The organism is Acidiplasma sp., assembly GCF_038728925.1.
In the GTDB taxonomy this organism is placed as follows: domain Archaea; phylum Thermoplasmatota; class Thermoplasmata; order Thermoplasmatales; family Thermoplasmataceae; genus Acidiplasma; species Acidiplasma aeolicum.
The window spans coordinates 15,310-41,374 of sequence record NZ_JAVYSZ010000013.1; the positions used below are offsets into that span (position 1 = coordinate 15,310).

Here is a 26,065-nt window from a genome sequence, read left to right on the forward strand (position 1 = left end):
TACCATATAAAAGACTCATAACGGTTAAAGCCCGAATAATGATGGTATAAAGCCATCAACCACATTTAGGACCAGTGAAAGTATGAACAGGAATGCAAAAACCTTGCTGTTCCAGTAAAATACCTTGCTCCCATCAAGTGGGGGAACAGGTATTAGGTTGAAGAGCGCGAACCAGAAATTAAGAAGTGCAACATAATATAATATAAAACCAGCTATGCCGGTGCTTATAAAGATATATATAAGGTAAAATAACGCTCCCAGAGCAATATTTGTTCCCGGCCCTGCTGCGGCTATTTTTCCCTCACTTTCAGAATCATAAAGTCCGGCAAATTCAACCGCACCTGGCGCTGCTATGATGAAGCCAAATAATGAGGTTATAAGCGCAAGAATTATTCCGAGATTCCATAATTTAAAAAATGCAACAGCGCCGAGCCTTCTTGCAACAGTTCTGTGTGCAAGCTCATGAAGCAGAAATGCAGTAACTGTTACACTAAAGCCAGTAAGGGCAAAAATTGGCAGAAATGCCACGTTAATATGGTATATTCCACCTGTTAAAAACATTGTAAATGCCAGTGTTAATACTAGTACCGCAATAAATATATCATTTCTTTCATTAAATCTATTATACATCATTTTTAATCTCTCTGTTAACCGAATCCAGTATATTTATGGCATCAAGAACGCCTATATTAAACCTGGATACAATATCCATAATTGATCCTGGTTTATTTTCCAGGTCTTTATACATTGCAAGGGCGGCCTTTGAAATATTAATATTTATTTCATTATTCATGGCCCAATTAAGAAATATATAAAAATTTTTTGATTTTATAACATCATTTAAAATATGATTTATGTGATATATCTTAATCTCATGTATATTTTTAATGCCCATATTACGAAGCGCCCTTAATACTTCTATTGACATCTGGTTATACTTATATTTATCTATGAATGTGTACGGTTCTCTGGATTCCAGAAAATCATAAACCTCATTTATGAAATATTCCGGAATAATTGATGTTGCAAGCTCTCTGTCAATTATTTTATTATTATCATACTCTTTTTTCAGAATTAATTTTGCGTATTCTATAACGTTTTTAAATTTCAATGAGGCTATTTTTCTATTTTTTAATTCAGATTTTACCTCATGGTTTATCATGCCTTGGTACTTTGTTTCCATTAAATATAAATCATTATACATAAAAAGTCTCGCATATGAATATAAAATATATTTAATATTATTTGAATTTATAAGATTCTGGAATTTTTTGCTTACGTTTAATATACCCTCATAATTCCTGATTGAATAATAAAAATCTATTAATAAATTAAATAAATAAATGGATTTAAACCTTCTGAAACCTGCTTTTAAAAGGTACATGGATTCCTCCTCATTATTATTTAGATACTCTGCATGTGCCAGCTTTAAAAGAATGGCCTGGCTATTTCTGTTGTAATAATAAACAACCTTGAGTGTTTTTTCAGCCTCATTATAATTTTCATTATGTATAAAACCATCGGCAATCAGCTCACCAATAACATTATCATGTGTTTCATTGAAAACGTCCTTAAGGGCATTCATAATTACAGGCGAATCAAAATCCTTTAAAATTGCAAATGAATAAATTCTTCTTAATTTCTTTTCCACTAGTAGATCACCGAGGGGTATTAAATCACCCTTTACAATATATAAAACAGATAAAAGGAAATAATTACCAATTGATTTCAGGTAATCAACTGAATTGCCATAAATATCTACGGATTCAAGCAGCGTTTTAAGGTTAATTAAGTTCGCTTCAGGTTTTCTTATATATGCCATAAGATAATTAAATATGGCCTCATTATACATTTTTTTCGAGAAATAATAATCACCCAAAATTGAATAAATTTTATAATTTACAAGACCTGTTTTTAATAAAAATCTGGCTGCATTATCAGGATTTTTCTCATAAATTATATAATAGTGCTTGATCACATCGCTTACATTTAATCCATTTTTTAGAATTAATGCAGAATATTGAATTCTGTCTTTAAAATTATTTGCAAAATATCTCTTTATTCTAAGCAAATTTATATCCTCAATATTCAGGTTTTTAAGTCTAACATAAATATCCTCATTAGGAACAATGTTTGCCTGAAGTATCATATCATAAACATACTGATAAACACATGACATATCTTTATCAGAAATTGTATTGGCTATATCTACCATATCTGAATTTTTATCTATTAAGTATATTAAAAATTTCACAGCCATAAATTTTTCATTGTCAAGCTTTTCTATGGCATAATTAATGTAACGTTTTGCATCTGAATACTCCTTTTTATAATATTTAATAAGTGCCATGAAATAATTTATGAACGGATCATTATCGAATCCATCCATGCTTCCAAGCAAAGAAAGGGCCTGATCCATCCTCCCTGATCTTATTAATGTTTCCGTAACAGGGTATATAAAATATTTGGAATCATGCTCAGCAGTATCAATAATTCCAGAATAGATATCCATGATGTTCTCAATTAAAATTTTTATATCCCTAAATTTGTCCATGTCCAGCATGTCATTTATTTTTTTTGGTATTGAATGTTTTTCAAAATTTATTGTAATCAATGATATAATATAGGCACACGAAATTGACCCTGAATTTATTACAGACTTTATGTAACTAAATGGGTCCTTTATTTCCCTGCCCTTTAAAAAATCAATTATTAAAGAAAGCAGTTCATAATCATACTTATACTTTTCAAAAAATTCCAAAAACCTGTTATTCCTGCTAAATAAAAAGATTGTATCAATGACCTTGCCATTACCCAGTATTGAAGGGTTTTTATTTATTTGTGCAAGCCCGACATCAAACTTATTGGTGTATATTAACGCCGGAATATAATATTCAGGGTACCTTTCCATTATATTTTGTTTTTCCATAAAATTTATAATTTTTTCATTCTCACCATTTTTATAATAATAGTTAAGTATTGTCCTGTATACAAAATCATCAGCAGAATTATTTTTAACCAAGTTTAATGCAGTTTCAAACTCAAGGTCAATGTCGCCGTTTTTACGGTAATAAATTAGCATCTGTTTCAATATGTCATTGTCTGTTCCGTACTGTTTTTGATACTCTTTAATATCATCCTCGGCCTCGAAAAACATTAATAGGTTTATTTCTGAATTTATTTTATATATAAGCTGTTCTCTGCTTAGGTTATTTTTATTATAATTTATATATGTAAGCGTGGATGCATAATCGCCTATTTTATACTCTATTTCAATAATTCTGTTTATAACATTTTTATTAATATTATAGTATATATTTTTATATATTATAAGTGCATTTTCATAATTCCCTGAATAATAATAGGCATCTGCCAGCATTTGATTGGTGTTATCTGATAATATCATATAATCTATACTTTGCTTGTAATTGCCTGTGTAGAACAGGTACCTTGCTATCCTCATATTTGGTTTTTTTGGGTTAAGCGATATAATTTTATTTACAAGCGGTATTAATTTTTCCCTCTGGCCTGTATCAAGAAGCAGATCACCAAGCAAATACATACACTTTATATCATTATTGATGGAAATGCAATTATTAATTGCATCCATTGCATAATCCTTACCATATAATTCAATGATAAGATCCACAAGTTTCCTGAAATCATCATAATTATAAAACTTTTGAAGGTATTCATTAATTAGATCAGCGCTGTATTTACCAAAGTATATAAGGTAATATACACGGTCAAACTCTGGCCGTTTATCCAGGAAATTATTTAAAAGTGATACTATGTAATCATCATTAATCAATTCCCTTTTTGAACTTAGATAATCTATAAAACTGTTGAAATCATTATTTTTTATAAAACCTTTTAATTTTATGGTGTCAAAAATTTTATTTTCCGGGTCAACAGAATATATTAAATTTCTTAATTCTTCCGGTATATCATTAAATTTCAAATAATTATACAATATATCTGCAATATTTTTATTATAATATTTTTTAATGCTTTCCAGATTCTCCCTAAAGTAATCTATTATGGGGCCATAATCATGTGAATCATTAAACCTCTGCAGGAGCTGTATAAATTTATGATCAAGCCTTTTATGCATAATCGAAAACATTCTTTTGTGTATCATTATTTCCATATATTATCTTTATGATTTTTGTTTTCATATCAAATTTATAAAAATTGGGAACCAAATTATTATAAAAATACTGTATATATCATTTTGATTATGGTAATTATCATTTGATAAATATTTAATGTACAAATGGTAAATAGGCTAATACCACAGCAATTTTATGCAGTATGTCTATTCCTGTTAAATCATAGAAGGCTATTCCTATGCCCATGCCCAGGAACATAGATGATAATAAATAGGCAAGGGTTCTTATACCAAAGAATATTATTATACCAGTAATGATGGCAATTAATGGTGCATATATACCTGCACCGGATGATAAATTCATTGATGTATAATGTAAAACATATGCGCTTAAAAAGGAGATAAATCTTGCGCCAAATATAATACCAATAATTATACCTACAATAGTCTCTATGTCATTCTTAATTTTTATATATTTTTTAATATCCATAAAAATATAAAACAAAAATAATATTATAACTTTTCTAATGTTGAGATTATATTTTTTGTTGTTTCAATTATGGCAACACTTCCCATGGATTTCAGGGCTGCCTCATGTCCCTCCCTATTTGCCGATGAACAAGAATCAGATGCAACAACGGTATAATAACCGAGATTTAGAGAGTCCCTAACACTTGATTCCACGCCTATTTCTGTTGCAATGCCTGTAAAAATTAAGGTCTCTATTTTTGCGGCCTTAAGCATATTATCGATGTTTGTGCCAATAAATATGCTTGCAGTATTTTTATTTAGCACGAAGTCCCTATCAGAAGGCTCAAAGTCACTGTAAATTTCAGCCTCTCTGGATCCTGGTTTCATAAAAACCGGCAGTTTGGATGGGTCATCTATATGAAACCTTTTCATATAGGAATAAATTCCTGGTGCGGGCATGTATTCAAATGGAAGTGGTGTTATTTTAGTATAAATTAGCTTAATATTCTTTTTGCGTGCCTCTGCAATAAGAGATTTTATATTACCTACCAGCTCATCTTTGTTGAAAACATTTTCAACAAGACCATTTTGCAGGTCCCAGAGAACAATTGCTGTATGCTCAGGATTTATTATTTCATCAATATTCTCATATATTTTTTTTGTGCCAAGGTATTTCATAATTCATTAATTAATTATCTAATAAATATTTTATGTGTTTAACAAATTCATTTTTTCCATCCATGATATCATTGTAAAGCTCCTCTTTCAAAATTTTTGCCAGGGATGGATTTACACCGCCGGTATTTATTGAAATGCTAATGCCGCTTATTTTCATACTTGCAGAAGAAATAAAGTTTGATGTATTATGATTGGACACATTATCGCAGAGTATATTCATGGAATCTGCCGTTTTACATATTTCATTATTTAGTTCTTTATTTGATGTTGCTGCAAAAATAATAAAATATTTTTTACTAACATCATTTATACTGCCATTTCTGAGCATTAACCTTATTTTACCATTGATTGCCAAAGCCTTTATGTATTCTGTTGCATTAACGCTTATAACTGTTATTTTGCAATTTTCATCTATTATTGTTTTTATTTTTCTTTCAGCAATTCTGCCGGCACCAAAGATTAAAACATTCTTATTTGATATATTTAATGCTATATTATACACAGCACCAAATCTAAAATCTCCTTATAATTTTATTTCATTGCGAAAAATATTATTAATTAATACCATTCACTATTATGTTTAATGAGACAGAAAATCAGATAATAAATGTTGTTCATGAGCTTGCAGAATCAAAGATTAAACCCCGGGCACGGGAAATAGATGAGAAGGCTTATGTCCCTGAGGATATTATTCAGGCCATGAGGGATATGGGCCTGTTTGCACTTTATATACCAGAAAAATATGGTGGTAACGGCCTTCGATTCTCGGTTTTAATGAAAATTATTGAGGAAATCTCATATGCATGTCCAAGCACTGCATTAATACTTGATGGGACATTAACACTATTTGCCGAGCCGGTTATAATGTTTGGGAGCGAGGACTTAAAGCAAAGATACCTAACAAGGGTGGCTTCAGGTGAAATTGGAGGCCTCGCAATCACAGAACCCGGTGCCGGTAGTGACGCTGCATCGATAACCACAAGGGCGGAAAAATCAGGTGATGGCTATGTAATAAACGGAACAAAGACATTTATTTCAAATGGCAGAACGGCAAAGTTTTTTGTGGTTGATACAAGCACGGATAGAGCATTAAAGCATAAGGGCATAACAACATTTGTGGTTGATGCAAATACACCAGGTCTTGAAATAAGCAGGGATATACACAAGCTTGGAATCAGGGGGTCAAGCACCGTTGAACTGAATTTTAATAATGTATTTGTGGATTCCTCAAACATTGTGGGGAAATATAATGAGGGCTTCAGGGTTATAATGGAGACCCTGGACGCTGGAAGGGTTGGTGTGGCGGCCCAGGCCCTTGGAATAGCCAAATCAGCGTTTGATGAGGCACTTGAATATATTAATACCAGAAGACAGTTTGGAAATAAAATAATTAACTTTGAGGGTATACAGTTTACCATTGCGGAAATGGAATCAAGAATAAAAGCATCAGAGCTTTTAATTTATGATGCAGCTGATAAATATGATAAAAAGCAGAATTCAATTGAGGCATCATCAATAGCAAAAATGTATGCATCTGATACTGCCATGTATGTTGCAGAAAGGTCATTGCAGCTCTTTGGTGGATACGGTTACACAACAGATTTTAATGCTGAAAGGCATCTCAGGGATGCAAAGATAACCCAGATATATGAGGGCACAAATGAAATACAAAAACTAATAATTGCTAGGGAAATTATGAAAGGCCATGGTTTTATGTAAATTCTTAATATTAATAATTATAAAGTTTTTATATATTTTAACAATAGGCAACAAATGAAAACAGGGGAAAAAATTGATTTTGAATATAAGGGTGATTCATACAGTGGTATATTCATAAAAAATGATGGAAAAATTACCACAATAAAGCTATCAAATGGTTATAATATCAGCGCCCTAAATGAAAACATCAAAATTTTAAGGGAATATGAAAATAATTACGTTGCACAGGATAATATAAGGGAAATCAAAATAAATGGTAAAAACGAGGTTTACATATTAACCACCGGTGGAACCATCGGCAGCTCCGTCGATTACAGGACAGGTGCGGTTAAGCCTGTTAGGGATATATCGTATATATATAATTTTGTTAATAATATATCTGAATTTAATGTTAAACAGATAAATGTCGCAAATATATTAAGTGAAAATGTAAATTCAAAATACTGGATTGAGTATGCAAGAAGGGCCAGGGATGTTTTAAATAAAAATGCTGGTGTTGTAATATTCCATGGAACTGACACAATGCAGCATACAGCCTCTGCCTTATCCTTTATGTTTGAAAAATTAACAGGGCCAATAATACTTACTGGCAGCCAGAGGAGTTCCGACAGGCCAAGCAGTGATGCATTTATAAATATAGAGGCATCAATAAATTTTACAAAATCAGACATTGGCGAGGTCGGAATTGTGATGCATTCTGACACGTCGGATGGCACTGTGTCATTTCACAGGGGTGTAAGGGCCAGAAAAATGCATACAAGCAGAAGGGATGCATTTCAGTCTATAGGCATCAGGCCTCTTGCAACATACACTGATGGCAGGATCAGCGTGAATAATAATGCCATGAAAAGACAGGATGAAAATATATTAAATGATAAAATGGATGATTCTGTATCAATTATTTATTTTTATCCCGGAATGCCAGAGGAGGACTTTATTAATATTGCAGGAAACAAAAAGGCAGTTATAATTATGGGTACTGGCCTTGGCCATGTTTCAGACAATATTATCAATGCGATTAAAAGGCTTTCCAAGGATACATATTTTTTTATGACATCGCAGTGCCTTTATGGTTCAGTTAATCTGAATGTTTACTCCACAGGTAGATATCTTCTGGATGCCGGTGTAATTCCACTTGGGGACATGCTACCTGAAACTGCCATGGTTAAGGCAATGTTCCTCCTTGCAAATTACCCCGATAACCTTGTAAAGTTAATGAAATCAAATCTGCGTGGTGAGTTGAACAGCAGAAGAATTCTGGAGTGGTAATAATGAAAATAGGTTTGGAGATACATTTTCAATTAAAGGGCGTTAAACTTTTCTGTAGCTGCAGCACTGAAGGAGAAAAATCTAATTATCTTTTTAAAAGAAAAATGACACCAACAATGAGTGAGATGGGCCATATTGATCGTGCGGCAAGATATGAGAATATACGAAACAGGGATTTCAATTACTATACCAGCACCAATTCATGTTTGGTTGATGCTGATGAGGAGCCACCGCATATGCCGGATGATTCTAATATAAATACAGCAATTATAGTATCAATGGCCCTTCACTGTAAAATTGTTGATTATGTTTCCTTTATGAGAAAAATAGTTATAGATGGATCAAACACATCAGGTTTCCAGCGCACGGGGATTGTAGGGTTAAATGGATATGTAGAAACATCCCAGGGAAGGGTAAGAATTTCAACTGTTACACTAGAGGAGGATGCATCCAGAAAAATATCTGAAAGCGGTAAAAATGCGTTTTATTCTCTGGATCGCCTTGGAATTCCATTAATAGAAATCTCCACAGAGCCAGATATTAAGGATGAAAACCATGCAATTGAAACTGCAAGAAAGATAGGATTTATAGTCATGTCCACCGGAAAATTCAGGGGAGAGGTTGACTCCATCAGGCAGGATGTTAATTTTTCAATGGGTTACGGCCGTGTTGAGATAAAGGGAGTTTCCAAACTATCCCTGATAAAGGACACAATTAAATATGAAATTCAAAGACAAAAATCACTGGCAGACATATCCGGTATAATAAAGGCAAGGGGTGGAACAGAAATCACAGATTTTATGGATATTACATACATTTTAAAAGATACAGATTCAAAAATCATTAAAGCAGGGCTAAATAAAAATAAAAAGGTTTTCTGTGCTAAAATAAACAATGCCCGTGGCCTTCTTAAGAATGGAAATTACCGGCTTGGTAGAGAGCTTGCAGATGTCGCAAAAAATATGGGTATTGGTGGAATGATGCACAGTGATGAACTTCCCGGATACGGTCTCACCGATAATGATGTAAATAATATTAACAATTTTATGGGCATTGAAAATAATGATGCCATCATAATGGTAATTACGGATCCTGAAATTATAACTGCCTTTAAATCTGAGCTTGATGAAAGGCTGAAAAATTTAATGTCAATGAATCTGGCAGAAACAAGGGCAGCAACTGAGGATGGTGAAACAAGGTTTTTAAGGCCACTCTCAGGTGGTGAGAGAATGTACCCTGAGACGGATATTGGCTTAATAGAAATACCACTAAAACGGCTTAATAGCCTTGAAGTGCTTGTTCCCGAATCCATGGAGGACGCATTAAACAATTTAAAAAATAATTATGGTTTCTCACAAACAGAGGCCATGGGAATAATAAATAATAATCTTTATGGAGATTTCAAGGATTATATTAAAGTATTAAACGAACCAAAAATAATTTCAAGGATTATACTTCAAAAATTACCTGAATATGAAAAAAAATACAATAAGAAATTATCAGGAGATGAACTGATGGAGATATTTACCATGGCAAATGAAAACAAATGGGGTCGTGATTCTGTTGAAAAGGCTCTTGAATTATACATATCAGGGAAGTATCCATTAAAAATTCTGGCAAATGCCGAAGAATTAAAACCTCTGGATGCAGGCAGATTAAGGGAGATAATTATAGAATTAATGAAAACACAGGAAATAACAGAGAAAAATCTAATATATTTATTAAAGAATAAAACTAAGTCGTCATTTGATGCCAGAGACGCAATAAAAATATTCGAAAATATTAAAAATAATTCGTAATACGATTTTATGAAATGTACTTTTTTGATTAAAATTACAGTTTTTGTATAACAAATATCAAATAAAGTATAAAAAATTTTTACATTTGTTTATTGTGGAACCTTTAGTTTTCTTACTAACGACATTATTATATATAGATAAAAAATATACACTTAATGTTAACGGGTTACATTGCATTAATGATTACAATAATTTTGGTTGGCCTTTCCCTTTATTTGCTATTTAAAATCCTGCCATCAATTTCACAGAACAGGTACAGGCCATGGAAGATAAGCCTTAAAAGAAAGGATATTATGGAAAACCTGGCGATAGAAAACAATCCACCGGCAAAGGACGATTCATACCTGCATCCATTTGAGAGCGGTGAGGTTGCAAAGGAATATCCTGCTGGAAATATAACAGTGCAGTATTATGTAATAGTCTTATTATTTGTTCTCTTCGATATAGATATGCTTTTATTGCTTCCCTGGGCATTTGATTTTTACTCACTTGGCCTATTTTCGTTCATAGAGACAATTATATTTATAGCCATGCCATTATTTGCTGTATACTATGCCTTTAGACGTGGATATATGAGGTGGATGAGATGAAGACTGGAGACCTGGGAGTTAAAACAACAACCTTGGAAAAGGCCCTTGAATGGGGCAGATCCAACTCGCTCTGGCCCCTGACCATGGGGCTGGCGTGCTGCGCCATAGAAATGATGGCCACCCAGGCTGCAGATCTGGACATATCGAGGTTCGGCAGTGAAATATTCAGGAATTCTCCAAGGCAGTCAGATTTAATGATAGTTGCAGGTACAACAACAAAAAGAATGGCACCAAGGGTCAGAAGGATATATGAGGAAATGCCCTATCCAAAATATGTCATAGCAATGGGTGTATGCGTTATTCAGGGCGGGCCATACGTCGATGGTTATTCAGTTGTCCTCGGTGTTGATAAGGTTATTCCGGTGGATGTTTATGTACCCGGCTGCCCACCCTCTCCACAGGCCTTAACATACGGAATAATAACACTTCAGAAAAAAATAAGGGGCGAAACGGACAGGTGATTTTATGTATAATATAATTGCTGATGAAAAGGATAAGGGAGGAATGAGGGTAATAACCCTGGATAAGAAGGATTTAATAGAGGCAATGACAGAGTTTAAATCACAGGGATATTATCTCTCATCAATAACCGGCGTTGATATGAAAGATCATCTGGAGGTTATTTATCATTTACATAATTTTGATAAAAATGAGTACCTTGGTGTCAAGGTATTAACCTACGATTCAAAGGTACCATCACTTGTTGGTTTATGGAAGGCAGCAGACTGGGATGAACGCGAACAGTATGATCTTATGGGAATAATATTTGAGGGACATGAAAACCTAAGACGCATACTACTTCCAGATGAGTGGGTAGGCCATCCATTAAGAAAGGATTATGATTTAAAGAAGGTTCAGTATGTAAGCATGGATTCTGAGGGAAATGAGCATGTAAGCTTTGATGAAAGGGAGGGCTGGTAATGTCAAGATATACGGTATTAAACCTTGGCCCCGTGCACCCCTCAATACATGGAATATTAAGATTCAGGGTTAAATTAAATGAGGAAATCATAGAGGATGTTGATATAACCATAGGATTTCTGCACCGCAATGCAGAAAAGATCTGTGAGCTTAATATTTATGCTAACAATATCATATATTTCGATAGAATGGATTATCTGGACGCAATGAATATGGAGCTTGGATATGTAACTGCGGTTGAAAAATTAACAGGCATAGAGGCACCGGAAAGGGCACAATGGATTAGAATGATCATGGCCGAATTAAACAGGCTTGCAGGCAGGCTTGTTGGGCTTGGTGCTTTTGGCCTTGATATGGGCATGCTAACTCCATTCTTTCACTGCTTTGCAGAAAGGGAAAAAATCCAGAAAATATTTGTGGAGGCCTCCGGTGGAAGGCAGGAGGTAAATTACATAAGCATTGGCGGTGTTTACCAGGACTTTAATGAAAAAATTATAAATGACATCAGGGAATTTTCGAAAAATTTCAAAAAGAGGCTTGAGGACATATATAATATGTTTATACACAGTGAAATATTCTGGCAGAGGAATGATGGAATAGGAATCCTCGAACCTGATGTGGCACTGGATTACGGTGTTACCGGCCCACTTTTAAGGGGGTCAGGCATTGCATACGATGTTAGAAAGGATGCACCTTATCTATTCTATGATAAGGTAAACTTTGATGTGCCCATATCGCACAGGAAGGATAACATTGGAAGGTTTGTGCTGAAAATAGAGGAGATGAGGCAGTCCATCAGAATTATAGATCAGTGCCTTGATAAGATACCGGATGGGCCATATTTTAATAATAAGGCAAAAAAATCATTGATGCTAAGGGTTAAGGGTGATGGAGAGGTCTTTTCAAGAGTTGAATCCGACAATGGTGAATTTGGTGTTTATGTAAGGGGGGATAATACAGTAAAACCTTACCGTGTTCACGTCAGGAGCCCGGCATTTAAGAATATATCAGTAGTACCTGTAATGGCCAGGGGCTTAATGATAGCAGATTTGATTGTGATCATAGGATCAATAGATACTGTAATAGGTGAGATTGACAGATGAATCTATTAATTAGAATTCATGACTGGTTTTCGTTTCTTGGGCCTGGAGTTTCCTATGGTTTAGCATATTTGCTTGAAACAATATTCATCTTAATATTTGTTGGAATTTCATTTATGGCCCTAATATATGTATTCAGAAAATACATGGCAAGAATACAGCTGAGGATAGGGCCAAACAGGGTTGGAAAATATGGTCTGCTGCAGGTTGTTGCCGATGCGTTTAAACTTATTGGCAAGGAATCAATACTTCCAGCAAACAGGGACGATCTGGCCTACAGGCTCGCGCCCTTAATTATAATGATGACAACCATGGTATCATTTGTTATAATTCCATATGGAAGTCTTGCCTACTTTGGGTCGCTTACAATAACACATTCTGATGTTACACTAGTACTTTTATTTGGAGTTTTATCACTGCTGCCCATTGGAGAAATCCTTGCCGGAATAAGCACAAAGAGTAATTATGCATTGCTTGGTGCCTTAAGGGGGGTTGCAAAGGATGTTTCATTTGAGGTTCCAATGCTAATAAGTGCACTGGCCATAATAATGATATCATCCAGGTCGTTTATAACAGGGGCACAGACATATAACAGCCTGAGTCTTGCAGGTATAGTTGAAAATCAGGTAATACCATATGGAATTATTGACCCCCTCGGCCTTCTCATATTTTACATATCGATGGTGGCCAGGGCATCATTTACACCATTTGATCTGGCCGAAAGTGATAGTGAATTAATAACAGGATACACAACAGAGTATTCTGGAATGAGATTCGGTCTATTTTATATAGGTCTTTTTGGCATGGTTTACCTTGGTTCATTCTTTGTTTCAATTTTATACCTGGGTGCATATAATGGGCCGGCAAGTTCCGATTTAGGGTTTATATACCTGTTTATAAAAACAATAATACTTGTTTTAATAGCATTCCTGGCATGGGTGTCCCTGCCAAGAATCAGGGTTGATAAATTCGTAAATCTCGGCTGGAAATACCTGCTTCCCATATCCATTATAAATCTTGTTTATGCAGGCCTGTTTGTTTTGTATATAAGGTGATGAAAGATGGTTGCAACAGTAAAGGAGGTAAAAATACCAAAAAAGCCGATTCCGGTCATAGGTTCATTGCAGACAATGTATAATATAGGAAGATTTATGTTTAAGAAGCCTGTGACTGTTCAGTATCCAGAGGATAAGGGAGAAATACCTGAAAGATTCCGTTTTAGAATATTTCTGAGCCCTGAGGCATGTATTGGATGCACATTATGCGAGCAGGTATGTCCAAACCACAGCATTAAGATGGAGGTCTGGAAAATAGATGAGGAGGCAAAACCCAAGGGTGACGTTGTTATAGAAACTGCCAGAGGGGCAAGAGAAAATCTTCAGAACAAGAGACACATTTACCCGGATGTAAATTTTGGAACGTGCACGGTTTGCAGAAACTGTGAGGAAATATGCCCCACAGATGCAATATACCTAACACATCAGTTCGAGGATGCAAGAACCAGAAACAGTTTTACATACTCACCGAAGGAGCTAACAATGCAGGAGGATGAGGTCATAAAATGATTTATACGTTAATTTTTCTTATACTGGCAGCCATTGCGGTCATTTTTGCTGCGGCAAGCGTAAGAACCAATAATCTAACTCATTCAACAATATATCTTCTTATGTTTCTTCTTGATCTGGCTGCAATGTTTATACTGCTTGGCCTTAGCTTTATCGGCGCTGTTGAAATCCTTGTATATGCCGGCGCTGTTATAATACTAATTGTGTTTGTTTTAATGCTGACCGGAGGCTATGAAAATGAAGAATAAATTGCAAAAAATTGCGGTATCGGTATTTTTTATAATATTCGCGGCAAACATACTTTTCATTAGGGCAAGCTTTATACCAAGGACACAGAATTTATTTAATATAGGAAAATTACTCTTTTCAGCCTACCTTGTTCCATTTGAACTGCTTTCAGTTATACTTGTTGCATCCATCATAGGTGTTATGTTTATAGCAGGTGAGGTAAAATGAATATTATATATGTACTTGAATTATCATTACTTCTTTTTACAATAGGCATATACGGTATTATAACATCCAGGGTTGGAATAAGGCTTATAATATCACTCGAAATTCTTTTAAACGCTGCATTAATAAACGTTGTTGGCATAGCATCATTATATTATTCCACAAGCCTGATAATATTTGCATTATTTATTATTGCTGTTGGCGTAATAGAAACTGCTGTGGGCATAGCAATATTTACAGTTGTTTATAAAAAATATGGTAAGATTAACATTTCACTGCTGAGGGAGATAAAATGGTAGGCATATACTTTTTAATTTTTATATTTCCATTAATTGCATTTCCTGCTGAATACATAATTGGAAAATACAGACTAAAATTATCTGGAATTTTCAGCTCAATAATGATATTATTATCATTAATACTTGTAATAGATGCATATCTGTATCTTTTAAATCATAATGCAATATATGTCCATTACCAGTGGTTTTATAATATAGATTTTGGCATATACATAGACCATCTTACCGTTTTAATGGCAATGATGGTTTCCTTTGTTTCATTAATGATTAATCTCTTTGCCATATTTTATATGAGGGAGGACCCAAGAAAAAATATATACTTCTCAGAAACAAGTCTGTTTGTTACAGCAATGCTGGGGCTTGTTATATCATCCAATCTGGTTTTATTATTCCTTTTCTGGGAAATAGTCGGGCTTTGCTCATATTTATTAATAGGCTTCTGGTTTTTCAAGCCAAATGCAGCCTCTGCTGCAAAAAAAGCATTTCTTGTTACAAGGGTGGGGGACCTTTTATTTATTATAGGCATGGCAGTGCTTTACACCTCACTTGTTAAAATAAGCCCTGTGAGCCCCCTCAGCATACCATATCTTATTACAAATGCACATAAAATATCCATTTTAATTGGAAAAAATACGCTTGCACTTGCAACACTCTTAATTCTTGCAGGGGCCATAGCAAAATCAGCTCAGTTCCCGCTGCACGTGTGGATACCTGATGCCATGGAGGGCCCAACCACTGTTTCCGCCCTTATACATGCGGCAACAATGGTTACCGCCGGTGTTTATCTTGTGGCAAGAGTTTTTCCATTATTTGAGTATTCAGCGGCATACTCACTTTATACCGTTACCGCCATAGGTGCATTTACAGCATTTTTCGCCGGCATACTAGGCATAGTCATGAATGACATAAAGAGGGTACTTGCATATTCAACAATAAGCCAGCTGGGTTACATGCTGGCATCGATAGGCCTTGGAGGTATTATTGGCTATTCTGGTGTCACATTTGGCATGTATCATCTTGTGGTTCATGCCATATTTAAGGCACTTTTGTTTATGTCTGCAGCAGTTATACTAATAGCACTGCTTGAATTGAGGGATATAAAGCAAATGGGGGGTCTCTTCAGAAGAATGCCTGTAACCGCAATTCTTATGCTAATAGGCGCAATAACACTTGCGGCCATACCTCCAACAGCTGGATACTTTTCAAAGGGCCAGATTATATCAGCATCATATGAATATTATTTAAATGGGGGAAGCATTATACCATGGCTTTTGCTTCTCTTTAGCGAAATTCTTACTGCGGTATATACATTTAGAATGTATTTTCTTGTATTTCTTGGGAAGCCAAGATCATACCTTGCCGAACATGCCAGGGACCCAAAACTTGTATATTTAACCCCACTTATGGTGCTTGCATTTCTATCGCTTACCCTTGGAATTATTCAGAAGCCATTCTATAAATTTTTATACTCTGGAGTAAATATATATACACCACCACTTTACATAGCTGTAATACCCGTAATATTTTCATTTATAGGCATAGGAATAGCATATATGATATATTATTACACAGTAAATAAGAAGATAGATATATCAAGAAATCCTCTGTACAGAATAATTAAAAACAAATTTTATCTTGATATCATTTATACTGATTATGTTGCTGAAAGGATCATATTACCATTATCATTTTATATAGGCCATGGGGATAGAACATATGATAACAGCATAGATAAAATGGGTTCTGACCTTGCTGATGCCGGTACCGGCCTTAGAAAAATTCAGACGGGTTCTGCAGGTTATTATGTTGTTTTTCTGCTCATAGGTCTATCTATATTATTCATAATAATAGAACTTCTGGGGATGATTAAATAATGTTCCTTCCATATTTTCTTCTGGTATTATTTATAGGCGTGGTTATTACATTCTTTGCCAGGTCATATGCCAAATACTTTTCAATGGTATTTCTTGGTATAATGTCTGTGGCCTTTGTAATATACTCTTTCATTAGGTTTAATAATTACCTTGGAAATATAATTGCAAAATACAATTATGTTCTGGCAAATTATACAAGTTCAGGAATACATATAGAGTTAAATTTTTCACTTGGCCTCACAGGGTTCACAGATTTATTGGTTATTATGGCACTTATTGTGACAATATTTGCACTTTCCATAGGTGAAAGGGAAAATAACGACACATTCTTTGGGCTTTTAATGTCAGTTGGATTTGGTCTTGTTGGTTTATTTTCTGTCAGAAATTTTCTGTTCTTTTATATATTCTGGGAGGTTGTTTTAATACCGATGTTTTTCATCATAGCAAAGTATGGCACAATAAACAAGGAAAAAATATCAATTAAATTCTTTATTTATACACATGTGGGGTCACTTTTTCTGCTTCTATCAATATTCATGCTTTCTACATATTATTTTATTGAATTCAAGGTATTTACATTTCAGATATCAGATCTTATGAATCTGGCATTTCAGAAATCACTGCCAAAATTCGCACTTTATTTCTCATTTTTTGGTTTTCTCCTTGCTTTTCTAATCAAGCTCCCAACATTTCCATTACATGAATGGCTGCCCAATGCTCATTATACTGCACCATTTTCAGGGAGTATTTTATTATCCGGCGGACTTTTATCCATGGGTGGTTATGGACTTTTAGGCATATTATACCCGGTTACACCACTATTCCCAAAGAGTCTTGTCTACTTTTTAATAATACTTGGCCTAATAAGCGTTGTTTACTTTGCATTTACATCAATGTTCCAGACAAACCTGAAAAGGATGATAGCATATTCGAGCGCAGGCGAAATGGCATTTGTGACAATATCGTTTGGTACAAGCATTATATCAACAGGATATGTTAAAACATTTGACCTTGCAGGCGGAATGTACCAGACCATAGCCCATGCATTTGTTACATCCCTTGCCTTCGCCTCATTGCTGTTTATTTATAAGAGAACCCATACAATACAGGTTTATGGCCTTGGTGGCCTTTACAGGCAGATGCCATACGCATCAACATTTTTCCTTGCCGCACTCCTCGGATCGCTTGGACTGCCTGCACTTGCAGGCTTTATAGGTGAATTTTCTGTTACAGTTTCATCATTTGAAACAATAGGATTGTTTGCAATTATAATTATTTTCGGGCTTATAGTTACTGCTGCATATTTTATATGGGCAGCACAGCGTTCATTGTATGGTTTTTATAATGAAAAGCTTGGCCCGCTTAAGGATCTTACAAAACCGGAGTTCTTAATACTTTTATTTATGCTGGTATCTTCCATATTTTTTGGTGTTTATCCAACATTAATGTTTAAACTGCTTGCCTCCTATGCAAAAGCTCTTAGTGTGGTGTTTTGACATGGATTATGAATATTTTTACTCAATAATATTGCTTGGTATTGCAGGTTTCGTTGCGCTGGCATTTGGCATAAGAAAGGATAATAAAAAGGCCATGGCATTATTTACATTAATTGTACTGGCACTGGCCTTTATACTATCCCTGATATTTTCAAATAATTATTCTTCATACGGTCTTATTTTCAATGATTTTGATTCATTCTGGGCACTTATATTCATTGCGTCATCAATGATGATTGTAATACCATCATTAAACGATATAAGGGGGAGATATGATGTATTTTATTCCCTTATAATTTTTATGACATTAAGCATGCTGGTATCTGCATACACATATAACCTTTTAATATTATTTGTATCATTTGAGGGTGTTAGTATAATAACATATGTGCTTGCAGCATATAACAAAACAAGGCGTAACCTAGAGGGCTCACTTAAATATTTCATAATAAGCACTGTGGGCACAGCATTTAATGTTCTTGGAATATCATTCTTTTACCTTGGGCTTAGAACCTTTAATCTTTTCGATGTAAATCATATATATTTTGATAAGGCTGTTCTCATTGCATTTATATTTATAATAATTGGTTTCGGATTTAAGCTTGCAATATTCCCCATGCAGCAGTGGGCCATTGATACATATGATGGATCACCAAACTCAATTTCTGCCTTTCTTTCCACGGGCAGCAAGATTGTCGCATACATGATTCTATTAAAAATACTCGTTCTTGGATTTTCCGCATTTTATAACTATGTATTTTATTTCTTCGCAATATTATCAATACTTACAATGACATACGGCAATGTTGCAGCACTGTCACAGAATAATTTAAAACGGATTCTGGCATATTCAAGCGTTTCGCAGGCAGGTTACCTGATACTTGTTTATGCACTTATAGGCTATTCATATTACAATATTTCATCACCCGTTCCGGCAGCCACATATATAAGGCTTGGTATTGCAACGGCAATGTTTTATTCCCTTGTTTATATATTCATGAAGGGTGGGTCATTCATTGCCATGAGCCTTATTAGGAAGGATAAGATAATGATAGATGATATTAAGGGCCTGTCCAAAAAATCACCGGCATCTGCATTCTCGTTCTGGATTCTGCTTATTTCCCTGGCAGGCGTTCCAATTACAGGCGGATTCCTTGCAAAATACTTTTTATTCTTCTCACTTGTTGCAGCCGGTCTGTGGTGGCTTGCAGTCATAGCAATTATCAACAGTGTAATATCTGTATTTTATTATTTTAGAATTATAAGGGAATCCTATGTTTACGATAGCAGGGTGGAATTTAATTTAACACCATCGGTAAAGTATTCACTAATAGCCACAGCAGTACTTACTGTGGCCTTTGGTGTGGTGTTCTTCCTTTATACGTATCTGGTGGGTATAGCGGTAATATGAGGTGTTAATGTGGATGTAAATGATGTTATTGAGGTATTTAAGGATTCAATTGACCAGGGTGATCTTGTGAATGCCTACTCCGTTCTGGCAAAGAATTTAGAAAAATATAAACATGCCAGAAAAATTAAACAGGAAAAACTTTTACAGCATATAATTAATGTTATAGAGGGAAATGAATCCATGGATGATTTTTCCAAATTTCTTGAAAATGAGGACCTGAGCTTTATACCATACATTGAATCCTATGAACAGTATAAGCAGTCATTAATGGATCATATAGTATACGCAATGAACAGGTATAATATAAAATACCCGTCATATGATGCAAAGAGGTGCGGTGATCTATGAAAAGCTATACTGAATGTTTTGAGGAGCTTAAGGATGACCCATTAAGTGCTGCGGAATGCATACACTGCCTTCAGAAACATGGAGAGGTTGTCATTTTCAGTGATGAAAAGAAGAGGCTAATTCTATGGCGTGAGGAATTTGATAACTATCCGGTGCCATTTATGGAAAAAATATCACAGCTTCTTGAAATCCATACAAGAGATGATTACGAGAAAATGGATAAAAAATTTAACCTTACAATGTATTAATATGGAGTTTTTGCGTACTCCACCTCGGTTTTGTATCCAAGTTTTTTATATTTTTCCAGTATTTTTTCAACATTCTGCCTTACTATTCCGGTATTCTGGGTGAAGGTTAACGACACAACCTTCTTTTCCTTATTTATTATTATAAAACCAATGGTTTTGTCCTCAGGCATAATTTCGTCGGTTCTTGCATATCCCTCTATGAATTCCTCAAGGCTATCCTCTGGAAGCGGGGATGTAATCACATCCAGCAGCGCATTAAATGAATCCTCAAATTTGGAAAGCAGCACACATATTGTTGATGGATGCACATTTTTAAGTTTTAAATTATACATGACACACATTACCATAATTGGCTATGTCAATAATTTATATTGATTTTATGTTTTAGAGTTATTTACAAAATAATATTTTTATGATGCACATAGAAATTTATATTTAAAAATGGTTTTAAATCTATATTATTTTTTTCCAAATATTGCATTATTTTTATTCTGGTTATTTTTTGGTTTTTCCTTTATTATACTCTTTGAATTCTTTATTCCAAAAGGATTTATTTCAGGTTCATTTACCTCAAGTATCTCATTCTCCTTGCCACCCCTTATCTTTGTTTTTCCATTTTTAATTGGTGCATCAGGAATCAATAATTTTTTGTTAGGTACAGGTTTAATTGAATTACGGTTTCCGTTATTATCCTCACTCATGGTTTAATAATTATATTATTTTATAAATTTTTTATCATTTATTTCATAATATATGTATTTATGTAATTGTATTTAAGGTCTATATAATTTTCTTCCCTGAATCCATGGTTTTCAAATATTTTTTTAAGCCGGTCATGTTCTATCCTTATATTCACAGGTGGGCCCATTGGGGCATTGTTCTTAAATTCTATCAGTATGACCTTTAATGGTTTTTTAGAATTACCAATCATAAAATTAAAAATATAATCCTTGCACTCTATATCATGGAATACCAGTGAATAGAAAACCTTGTTAAAATTTTTTATATCAAGGCTGCATATATCCTCGTTTATAATTTTTATATTATTTTTATCCATTGAATTTTTTCTTATTAATTCCACAGCCTCTGGATTTATTTCAACAGAATAAACAGTGTCAACATAATCAGAAAATAATCTTGAATAATATCCGGATCCGGCACCAACATCAACTATTATGTCATTTCTATTAAGATCAGCTGCAGAAAGAACATCACCTGAAGGAATATTCTTTTCCCTGAATTCATTTATCCGGTCATAACGGCTCATAGGGCCATATGATAAATAACTATAAAAATAATTCACTCACCTATTTTTGACGAAATTATTTTAAAGGCATCTGTAAGATTTTTCTGGTCAAGTATTATAATTGTATCATTGTAAAAAGATATTATCTGCAATATATTTATATCTGATAATAGTGAGGTAATATAATTAATGTAACCTGTTGCCTTCTCTATTGCTTCTGGACTGTTTATTATCAGTTCGCCAAGGTTTGTATCAACCTTTAATATCTGTTCATCAGGCACATATTTCATTATTTCTGATGCTATAACATCCTCAGCTATTAATGCTATGCCATCCGATGTATCAACAATTTTTACAGAATTTAACCTTTTATTATTTAATATAATGTTGGTTATTATCTTTAAATTATTATATGTCCTTTTTATAACAATAATCGAAAGCCCTGAAACCATCTCAAGATTGGATTTTTTGAGAACCTCCTTTTTTAATGGGTATGGATCCTTATAATCATAGCGTTTCAACGCTGCAAGTACGGCGTCAAAATTTTCTATTGACATTTCATGCATTATATGTCTGGCAAGTGCCGACTGGTTAATTATTCCAATATTCATGCTATTTCTTATGTCCGGATTGTCCCTTAAAAACTGCTGAACTTTCTCAGAGGTTGTTGACATTTTTTAAGGTATATACTTAATATATTTATTAATTTATGCGATTTAACCATAAATGTTTTTTATCACATTAAACTTATTAAAAACATGCGGATAAATGAAATATTTCTATCATTACAGGGAGAGGGCATTTACACGGGTGAAAAAATGCTCTTCATAAGAACAGAATACTGCAATTTAAGGTGTTCATGGTGTGATACAAAGTACTCATTTAATGAGGGCACTGAATATTCATTGGATAGGATTATTGATATAATTCATGGATGGCATCAAAAAAACGATTTTAACTGGATATGTATCACCGGTGGGGAACCACTACTTCAGAGAGATTTAAATGATCTTGTTAAATTGATATACCCTGAATATAAAATACTTTTAGAGACCTCAGGCAGTATTGATATCAAAAGATTCCTACCATTATATAAAAATGTTTACAAGGATATAGACTTCAAGCTGCCATCATCTGGGATGTATGGAAAATTTAATTATAATAACCTTAATTATATGTCAGATGGAGATTATATAAAATTTGTTGCTGGAGATATAAAAGATTTTAACACTGCAATTGAGGAGATCATAAAAATAAAAAATAATATAAATAGAAAGATACAATTCATAATACAACCGGTGTATAAATCTAGCATTAGGGAGATTGCAGAAAAATTTATTGAATCTGCCCCCGCGGATGTTAAATTTATGATACAGGAACATAAATATATATTTGGCGATCTTAGAGGTGTATAATGTCAGAAACTGAATATGGTGAGGATGAACTTAGGGATAGCATTAAGAGGTTAATATACAATTTACATGAAAAATACGGATGGTTTAATGATGAGGAGCTCGAAAACACTCCAAGAAGAATAGACAGCTTTTTCAGGGAATGGCGCCAGTCTGGAGATTTCAATTTTACAAAGTTCAGGCTGGAGGGCAAGGAAAGCATGGTTATATTAAAGGATATAACATTTTATTCAATGTGCTCACATCATCTTCTGCCCATTGAGGGTACTGTTAGCATAGCATATCTGCCAAAGCCGGCAGGCTATATTGCTGGTGTCAGCAAGCTGGTAAGATCTGTTAATAAAATAGCGAGCAAGCCGCAGCTGCAGGAAAATATGACATCAGAAATTGTGGATTTTCTATACAATAATCTTGATCCATTGTTTGTCATGGTAATTGTCAAGGGGAAGCACATGTGCATGATGATGCGCGGTGTCAAGCAGGAGAATGCTGTCATGGTAACCTCATCACTTAAATATAATCCATCGGTTAAAAAGGCGGTAAGGTCATTAAAGGCCGAGGCCATGAAGATGATCGGTGATTAATTATGTTTACAATAAAAATACTTGGAAGGGAAAAAAATTTAACATGGAGTTCCGGGCACTACGTCCCGGATAATATAAAATGCAGGCGTCTTCATGGGCATGATTATGCCCTTGATGTTGAAATTCAGTGTAATGAAATCTCAGAAAACGGCATGGTTATAGATTTTACCGTGATAAAAAATCTTGTGAAACCTTTAATAGATTCCATGGACCATAAATTTATAATCCCTAAAAATGATATAAAATATGAAAAGGAAAATAATTACTATGTTTATGTCAATGGTCAATTAAAACTTGTAATAAACTCTAATGAGGCATTTGTTTTTGAATATAATGTCGGATCTGCAGAATATATAGCAATTTTCATCTATAATAAATTAAAAAATGAGCTAATTAAATATTTAAATAATTTTAAACTTTATATTACTGTTTATGAGGGATATGGCAATACTGCAACATTTACAGAATAATATTTAATCTTCGTTAATATTTGAATAATTTTCTATTGTAACAAGATCCATTCTCTTTATTTCCATCTGCGATGCAATAATCATATCAATATACTCCCTTGCACGGTAATCAGGTATTAAAAAACTGGCATAAATTCTCCCCATTTTTTCATAGATAAAAGAGTACTGCCACGATATCCTCGATTCAAATGTTTTTCTCCCCAAAACTCCCAGAAAATCATCCTCTATTTTGGTTGTATAAATACCATCCTCCCTTGATATTACATTTATACCATCATATTTTGTTAAATCATCATTTGAATACAAAATTATTCTGAATTTATTATTAACCGGATAATTATCTATAAGCTGGGCAATTGTATCTGTATTTTTAAGCAGCTGGGCAACCCTGGCATTGTTAAATTCATCATACTTGATGCTAATTACTATATTTTTAAAATTTTGGCAGCAATTTTTAATGTTAGCATATATGCTTTTAACCGGCCTTAACAATATTTTATTTATATTTTTAGCCTGAACAATCTGGGATAAAATTATATTGGAAAATTCCTGCAGCTTATTATGATGGAAGTAACCCTCCATTACTATGCTTCCTGATTTAAGCCAGTATGAATTAATAATTAATCCGTCTATATTGGATATACTGTCAATTGTATCCTTTATATTTCTATTATTTATCCTTCCAAGTGCCATAAAATAATTTTTTCTTTCCTCAACATCAAACAACGGAAAAAGGTATCTGTATTTATCGGCATCATTTTTGGGGAAAAAAGCATAGAAATATATTGATTTTTCTTCCGATATTATTGTTATTTCACCGTTATAAGAAAGCTCCCTTGATATCTCAGTAATCTTGGACCAGTCATTGAAATGTATCTCAAAGTGCATGTCCAGTTTATTATCTATATCCTCTATCTCCACAATATATTATTTAATATTTATATTAAAATGTTTTCATATTTTAATTTGCATTTTTAAATACTGGCATATCCATTTCTGATTGCTTTACAGGTCTGTTAATAAATATAACCGGTATAAATAAAATGAACTGAAATACTGCCCAGAATGCAGTAATTGCATTATACAAAGAAAAGTGTATTATTAGGTAAACAGATGAAAATCCCAATAAAAACATCATGGTGAACTGCGGCCAGAACCATCTCCATGGCATTGTACCTCCTGTTCTTGCAGTGGTGAACGGTTTTTTCTTTCTTAGAATTGCATAAATCACAGACTGTATGCTCAATGAAAACATAAGCATGTTTGCACCCATATTGTATAATACATACTTAAATGGGGCCCCCTTTGATACATTTGAATAAAAGAATGAAAACATTACTATAATTGTATACGGAAGCCATGCAAAAAAATATATGATGCTATTAACGGTTAGAACCTTTATACCGAGGACATCAAGAAACGGGGCTATTAGAAAAACAATATAAAAGAATCCGAAGAAATACCACGTAGCAGCCGCAAACCAGTCAATCCTCTCTACCATGCTGTATTTTTTTGAAAAAATTATGTTTTTAAAAACCTTGGGTACAAGTGCCAAAGATCCAAGCATCCATCTCGATTGCTGGTTTACATAGCCCTGCATTGTTGTTGGAGCCCTTCCAAATACCAGTTTTTTATTATAGTAAAGCCCGCGCCATCCCCTGGCTATTAAATTTAGTGATGTGGCTATATCCTCAACTATATTTGTTTCATCAAAATAATTTACTGATTTTAAAGCCTCAAGCCGGTAAATAACATTTGTACCGCATGAGAATAATGATCCTGTTACACTCTTCCCCTCTGTTAAAATTTCATAAAATAAAAACTGTTGCGCCTGGGCCAGCTCTGGAAGAACACCACTGTCAGTGTTGGCATATACCTGCGGAACCTGAACAAATCCAGCCTCTGGATGACTATCCAGCAGTGCAACAGTCTCCCTGACAAAATCCGGTGCAGGCGTCTGGTCTATATCTATCACAGCCACATACTCTACATTAAGTGTTC

At 34.0% G+C, this 26,065-nt stretch carries 31 protein-coding genes; 20 read left to right on the forward strand and 11 right to left on the reverse strand.

The features are described from left to right. Positions 1-24 precede the first annotated feature (24 nt). The 5 genes from QXW15_RS05830 to QXW15_RS05850 all read right to left on the reverse strand — a co-directional run bounded on the left by QXW15_RS05830 (position 25) and on the right by QXW15_RS05850 (position 5,762). Positions 25-633: a peptidase gene (locus QXW15_RS05830; protein WP_342790135.1), complete on the reverse strand. Its 609-nt coding sequence runs from the start codon at positions 631-633 to the stop codon at positions 25-27. Further along, positions 623-4,126 (reverse strand): hypothetical protein, encoded by a 3,504-nt coding sequence (locus tag QXW15_RS05835; RefSeq protein ID WP_342790136.1) that lies wholly within the window; start codon positions 4,124-4,126, stop codon positions 623-625. The genes QXW15_RS05830 and QXW15_RS05835 overlap by 11 nt, the downstream gene beginning before the upstream one ends. A gap of 139 nt (positions 4,127-4,265) precedes the next feature. Next, positions 4,266-4,601 carry a hypothetical protein gene (locus QXW15_RS05840; protein WP_048100924.1) on the reverse strand — a complete coding sequence of 112 codons (336 nt, stop codon included), beginning with the start codon at positions 4,599-4,601 and terminating at the stop codon, positions 4,266-4,268. A gap of 23 nt (positions 4,602-4,624) precedes the next feature. Then, positions 4,625-5,260 (reverse strand): isochorismatase family cysteine hydrolase, encoded by a 636-nt coding sequence (locus tag QXW15_RS05845; RefSeq protein ID WP_342790137.1) that lies wholly within the window; start codon positions 5,258-5,260, stop codon positions 4,625-4,627. Positions 5,261-5,270: 10 nt separating this feature from the next. Beyond that, complete coding sequence (locus tag QXW15_RS05850) at positions 5,271-5,762, reverse strand: bifunctional precorrin-2 dehydrogenase/sirohydrochlorin ferrochelatase (RefSeq protein ID WP_342790138.1); 492 nt, start codon at positions 5,760-5,762, stop codon at positions 5,271-5,273. 74 nt (positions 5,763-5,836) lie between these two features. Here QXW15_RS05850 and QXW15_RS05855 point away from each other — a divergent pair, with 74 nt between their 5' ends. From QXW15_RS05855 to QXW15_RS05935, 17 genes are all read left to right on the forward strand, one after another. Further along, complete coding sequence (locus QXW15_RS05855; protein WP_342790139.1) at positions 5,837-6,979, forward strand: acyl-CoA dehydrogenase family protein; 1,143 nt, start codon at positions 5,837-5,839, stop codon at positions 6,977-6,979. A gap of 54 nt (positions 6,980-7,033) precedes the next feature. Beyond that, the gene (gene gatD / locus QXW15_RS05860; protein WP_342790140.1) at positions 7,034-8,248 is read left to right on the forward strand and encodes a Glu-tRNA(Gln) amidotransferase subunit GatD; all 1,215 of its coding nucleotides are present in this window, start codon (positions 7,034-7,036) and stop codon (positions 8,246-8,248) included. A gap of 2 nt (positions 8,249-8,250) precedes the next feature. Next, positions 8,251-10,047 (forward strand): Glu-tRNA(Gln) amidotransferase subunit GatE, encoded by a 1,797-nt coding sequence (gene gatE, locus QXW15_RS05865; protein WP_342790141.1) that lies wholly within the window; start codon positions 8,251-8,253, stop codon positions 10,045-10,047. Positions 10,048-10,202: 155 nt separating this feature from the next. Further along, entirely contained in the window at positions 10,203-10,637 is a 435-nt protein-coding gene (gene ndhC, locus QXW15_RS05870; RefSeq protein ID WP_061950506.1) for an NADH-quinone oxidoreductase subunit A, read from the forward strand. Then, positions 10,634-11,098: an NADH-quinone oxidoreductase subunit B gene (locus tag QXW15_RS05875; RefSeq protein WP_048100931.1), complete on the forward strand. Its 465-nt coding sequence runs from the start codon at positions 10,634-10,636 to the stop codon at positions 11,096-11,098. The genes ndhC and QXW15_RS05875 overlap by 4 nt, the downstream gene beginning before the upstream one ends. A gap of 4 nt (positions 11,099-11,102) precedes the next feature. Next, entirely contained in the window at positions 11,103-11,558 is a 456-nt protein-coding gene (locus QXW15_RS05880; protein WP_048100932.1) for an NADH-quinone oxidoreductase subunit C, read from the forward strand. Further along, the gene (locus tag QXW15_RS05885; protein ID WP_342790143.1) at positions 11,558-12,661 is read left to right on the forward strand and encodes an NADH-quinone oxidoreductase subunit D; all 1,104 of its coding nucleotides are present in this window, start codon (positions 11,558-11,560) and stop codon (positions 12,659-12,661) included. The genes QXW15_RS05880 and QXW15_RS05885 overlap by 1 nt, the downstream gene beginning before the upstream one ends. Further along, positions 12,658-13,713 carry an NADH-quinone oxidoreductase subunit H gene (locus QXW15_RS05890; protein ID WP_342790144.1) on the forward strand — a complete coding sequence of 352 codons (1,056 nt, stop codon included), beginning with the start codon at positions 12,658-12,660 and terminating at the stop codon, positions 13,711-13,713. The genes QXW15_RS05885 and QXW15_RS05890 overlap by 4 nt, the downstream gene beginning before the upstream one ends. A 6-nt stretch (positions 13,714-13,719) precedes the next feature. Beyond that, positions 13,720-14,223 carry an NADH-quinone oxidoreductase subunit NuoI gene (gene nuoI / locus QXW15_RS05895; RefSeq protein ID WP_048100935.1) on the forward strand — a complete coding sequence of 168 codons (504 nt, stop codon included), beginning with the start codon at positions 13,720-13,722 and terminating at the stop codon, positions 14,221-14,223. Beyond that, the gene (locus tag QXW15_RS05900) at positions 14,220-14,471 is read left to right on the forward strand and encodes an NADH-quinone oxidoreductase subunit J (RefSeq protein ID WP_048100936.1); all 252 of its coding nucleotides are present in this window, start codon (positions 14,220-14,222) and stop codon (positions 14,469-14,471) included. The genes nuoI and QXW15_RS05900 overlap by 4 nt, the downstream gene beginning before the upstream one ends. Next, a complete protein-coding gene (locus tag QXW15_RS05905) occupies positions 14,461-14,679 on the forward strand; it encodes an NADH-quinone oxidoreductase subunit J (protein ID WP_048101330.1) in 219 nt (72 codons plus the stop codon). Before QXW15_RS05900 ends, QXW15_RS05905 begins: the two co-directional genes overlap by 11 nt. Further along, positions 14,676-14,975 (forward strand): NADH-quinone oxidoreductase subunit NuoK, encoded by a 300-nt coding sequence (gene nuoK / locus QXW15_RS05910; protein ID WP_048100937.1) that lies wholly within the window; start codon positions 14,676-14,678, stop codon positions 14,973-14,975. The genes QXW15_RS05905 and nuoK overlap by 4 nt, the downstream gene beginning before the upstream one ends. Beyond that, complete coding sequence (locus QXW15_RS05915) at positions 14,969-16,849, forward strand: NADH-quinone oxidoreductase subunit L (RefSeq protein ID WP_048100938.1); 1,881 nt, start codon at positions 14,969-14,971, stop codon at positions 16,847-16,849. Before nuoK ends, QXW15_RS05915 begins: the two co-directional genes overlap by 7 nt. Then, positions 16,849-18,345: an NADH-quinone oxidoreductase subunit M gene (locus QXW15_RS05920; protein ID WP_048100939.1), complete on the forward strand. Its 1,497-nt coding sequence runs from the start codon at positions 16,849-16,851 to the stop codon at positions 18,343-18,345. Before QXW15_RS05915 ends, QXW15_RS05920 begins: the two co-directional genes overlap by 1 nt. 1 nt (position 18,346) lies before the next feature. Further along, the gene (gene nuoN / locus QXW15_RS05925) at positions 18,347-19,756 is read left to right on the forward strand and encodes an NADH-quinone oxidoreductase subunit NuoN (protein WP_342790146.1); all 1,410 of its coding nucleotides are present in this window, start codon (positions 18,347-18,349) and stop codon (positions 19,754-19,756) included. A gap of 9 nt (positions 19,757-19,765) precedes the next feature. Next, on the forward strand, positions 19,766-20,104 hold the full coding sequence (locus QXW15_RS05930; RefSeq protein WP_342790147.1) for a hypothetical protein: 339 nt from the start codon (positions 19,766-19,768) through the stop codon (positions 20,102-20,104). Next, entirely contained in the window at positions 20,101-20,352 is a 252-nt protein-coding gene (locus tag QXW15_RS05935; RefSeq protein ID WP_342790148.1) for a hypothetical protein, read from the forward strand. Before QXW15_RS05930 ends, QXW15_RS05935 begins: the two co-directional genes overlap by 4 nt. On the opposite strand, the gene QXW15_RS05940 is transcribed toward QXW15_RS05935, so the two are convergent. The 4 genes from QXW15_RS05940 to QXW15_RS05955 form a co-directional block, all read right to left on the reverse strand. After that, a complete protein-coding gene (locus QXW15_RS05940) occupies positions 20,349-20,699 on the reverse strand; it encodes a TA0956 family protein (protein ID WP_048100942.1) in 351 nt (116 codons plus the stop codon). The genes QXW15_RS05935 and QXW15_RS05940 overlap by 4 nt on opposite strands. A gap of 111 nt (positions 20,700-20,810) precedes the next feature. Next, the gene (locus QXW15_RS05945; protein ID WP_342790150.1) at positions 20,811-21,053 is read right to left on the reverse strand and encodes a hypothetical protein; all 243 of its coding nucleotides are present in this window, start codon (positions 21,051-21,053) and stop codon (positions 20,811-20,813) included. A 38-nt stretch (positions 21,054-21,091) separates the two neighbouring features. Next, a complete protein-coding gene (locus QXW15_RS05950; RefSeq protein WP_342790151.1) occupies positions 21,092-21,619 on the reverse strand; it encodes a class I SAM-dependent methyltransferase in 528 nt (175 codons plus the stop codon). 32 nt (positions 21,620-21,651) lie between these two features. After that, a complete protein-coding gene (locus QXW15_RS05955; RefSeq protein WP_342790152.1) occupies positions 21,652-22,272 on the reverse strand; it encodes a hypothetical protein in 621 nt (206 codons plus the stop codon). Between the two features lie 84 nt (positions 22,273-22,356). Here QXW15_RS05955 and QXW15_RS05960 point away from each other — a divergent pair, with 84 nt between their 5' ends. Genes QXW15_RS05960 through QXW15_RS05970 form a run of 3 tightly spaced genes read left to right on the forward strand, consistent with a single transcriptional unit; the run spans position 22,357 to position 24,064 of the window. Continuing rightward, complete coding sequence (locus QXW15_RS05960) at positions 22,357-23,013, forward strand: radical SAM protein (RefSeq protein ID WP_048100946.1); 657 nt, start codon at positions 22,357-22,359, stop codon at positions 23,011-23,013. Beyond that, positions 23,013-23,594, forward strand: coding sequence for a GTP cyclohydrolase I (gene folE, locus QXW15_RS05965; protein ID WP_048100947.1), 582 nt, complete (start codon positions 23,013-23,015; stop codon positions 23,592-23,594). Before QXW15_RS05960 ends, folE begins: the two co-directional genes overlap by 1 nt. Before the next feature lie 2 nt (positions 23,595-23,596). Then, the gene (locus QXW15_RS05970; RefSeq protein ID WP_342790153.1) at positions 23,597-24,064 is read left to right on the forward strand and encodes a 6-carboxytetrahydropterin synthase; all 468 of its coding nucleotides are present in this window, start codon (positions 23,597-23,599) and stop codon (positions 24,062-24,064) included. Positions 24,065-24,067: 3 nt separating this feature from the next. Here QXW15_RS05970 and QXW15_RS05975 read toward each other — a convergent pair whose 3' ends face one another. Beyond that, positions 24,068-24,985, reverse strand: a complete 918-nt coding sequence (locus QXW15_RS05975; RefSeq protein WP_342790154.1) for a hypothetical protein — start codon at positions 24,983-24,985, stop codon at positions 24,068-24,070. Positions 24,986-25,025: 40 nt separating this feature from the next. Then, on the reverse strand, positions 25,026-26,065 hold a 1,040-nt coding region (locus QXW15_RS05980), incomplete at its 5' end, for a glycosyltransferase family 2 protein (protein ID WP_342790155.1).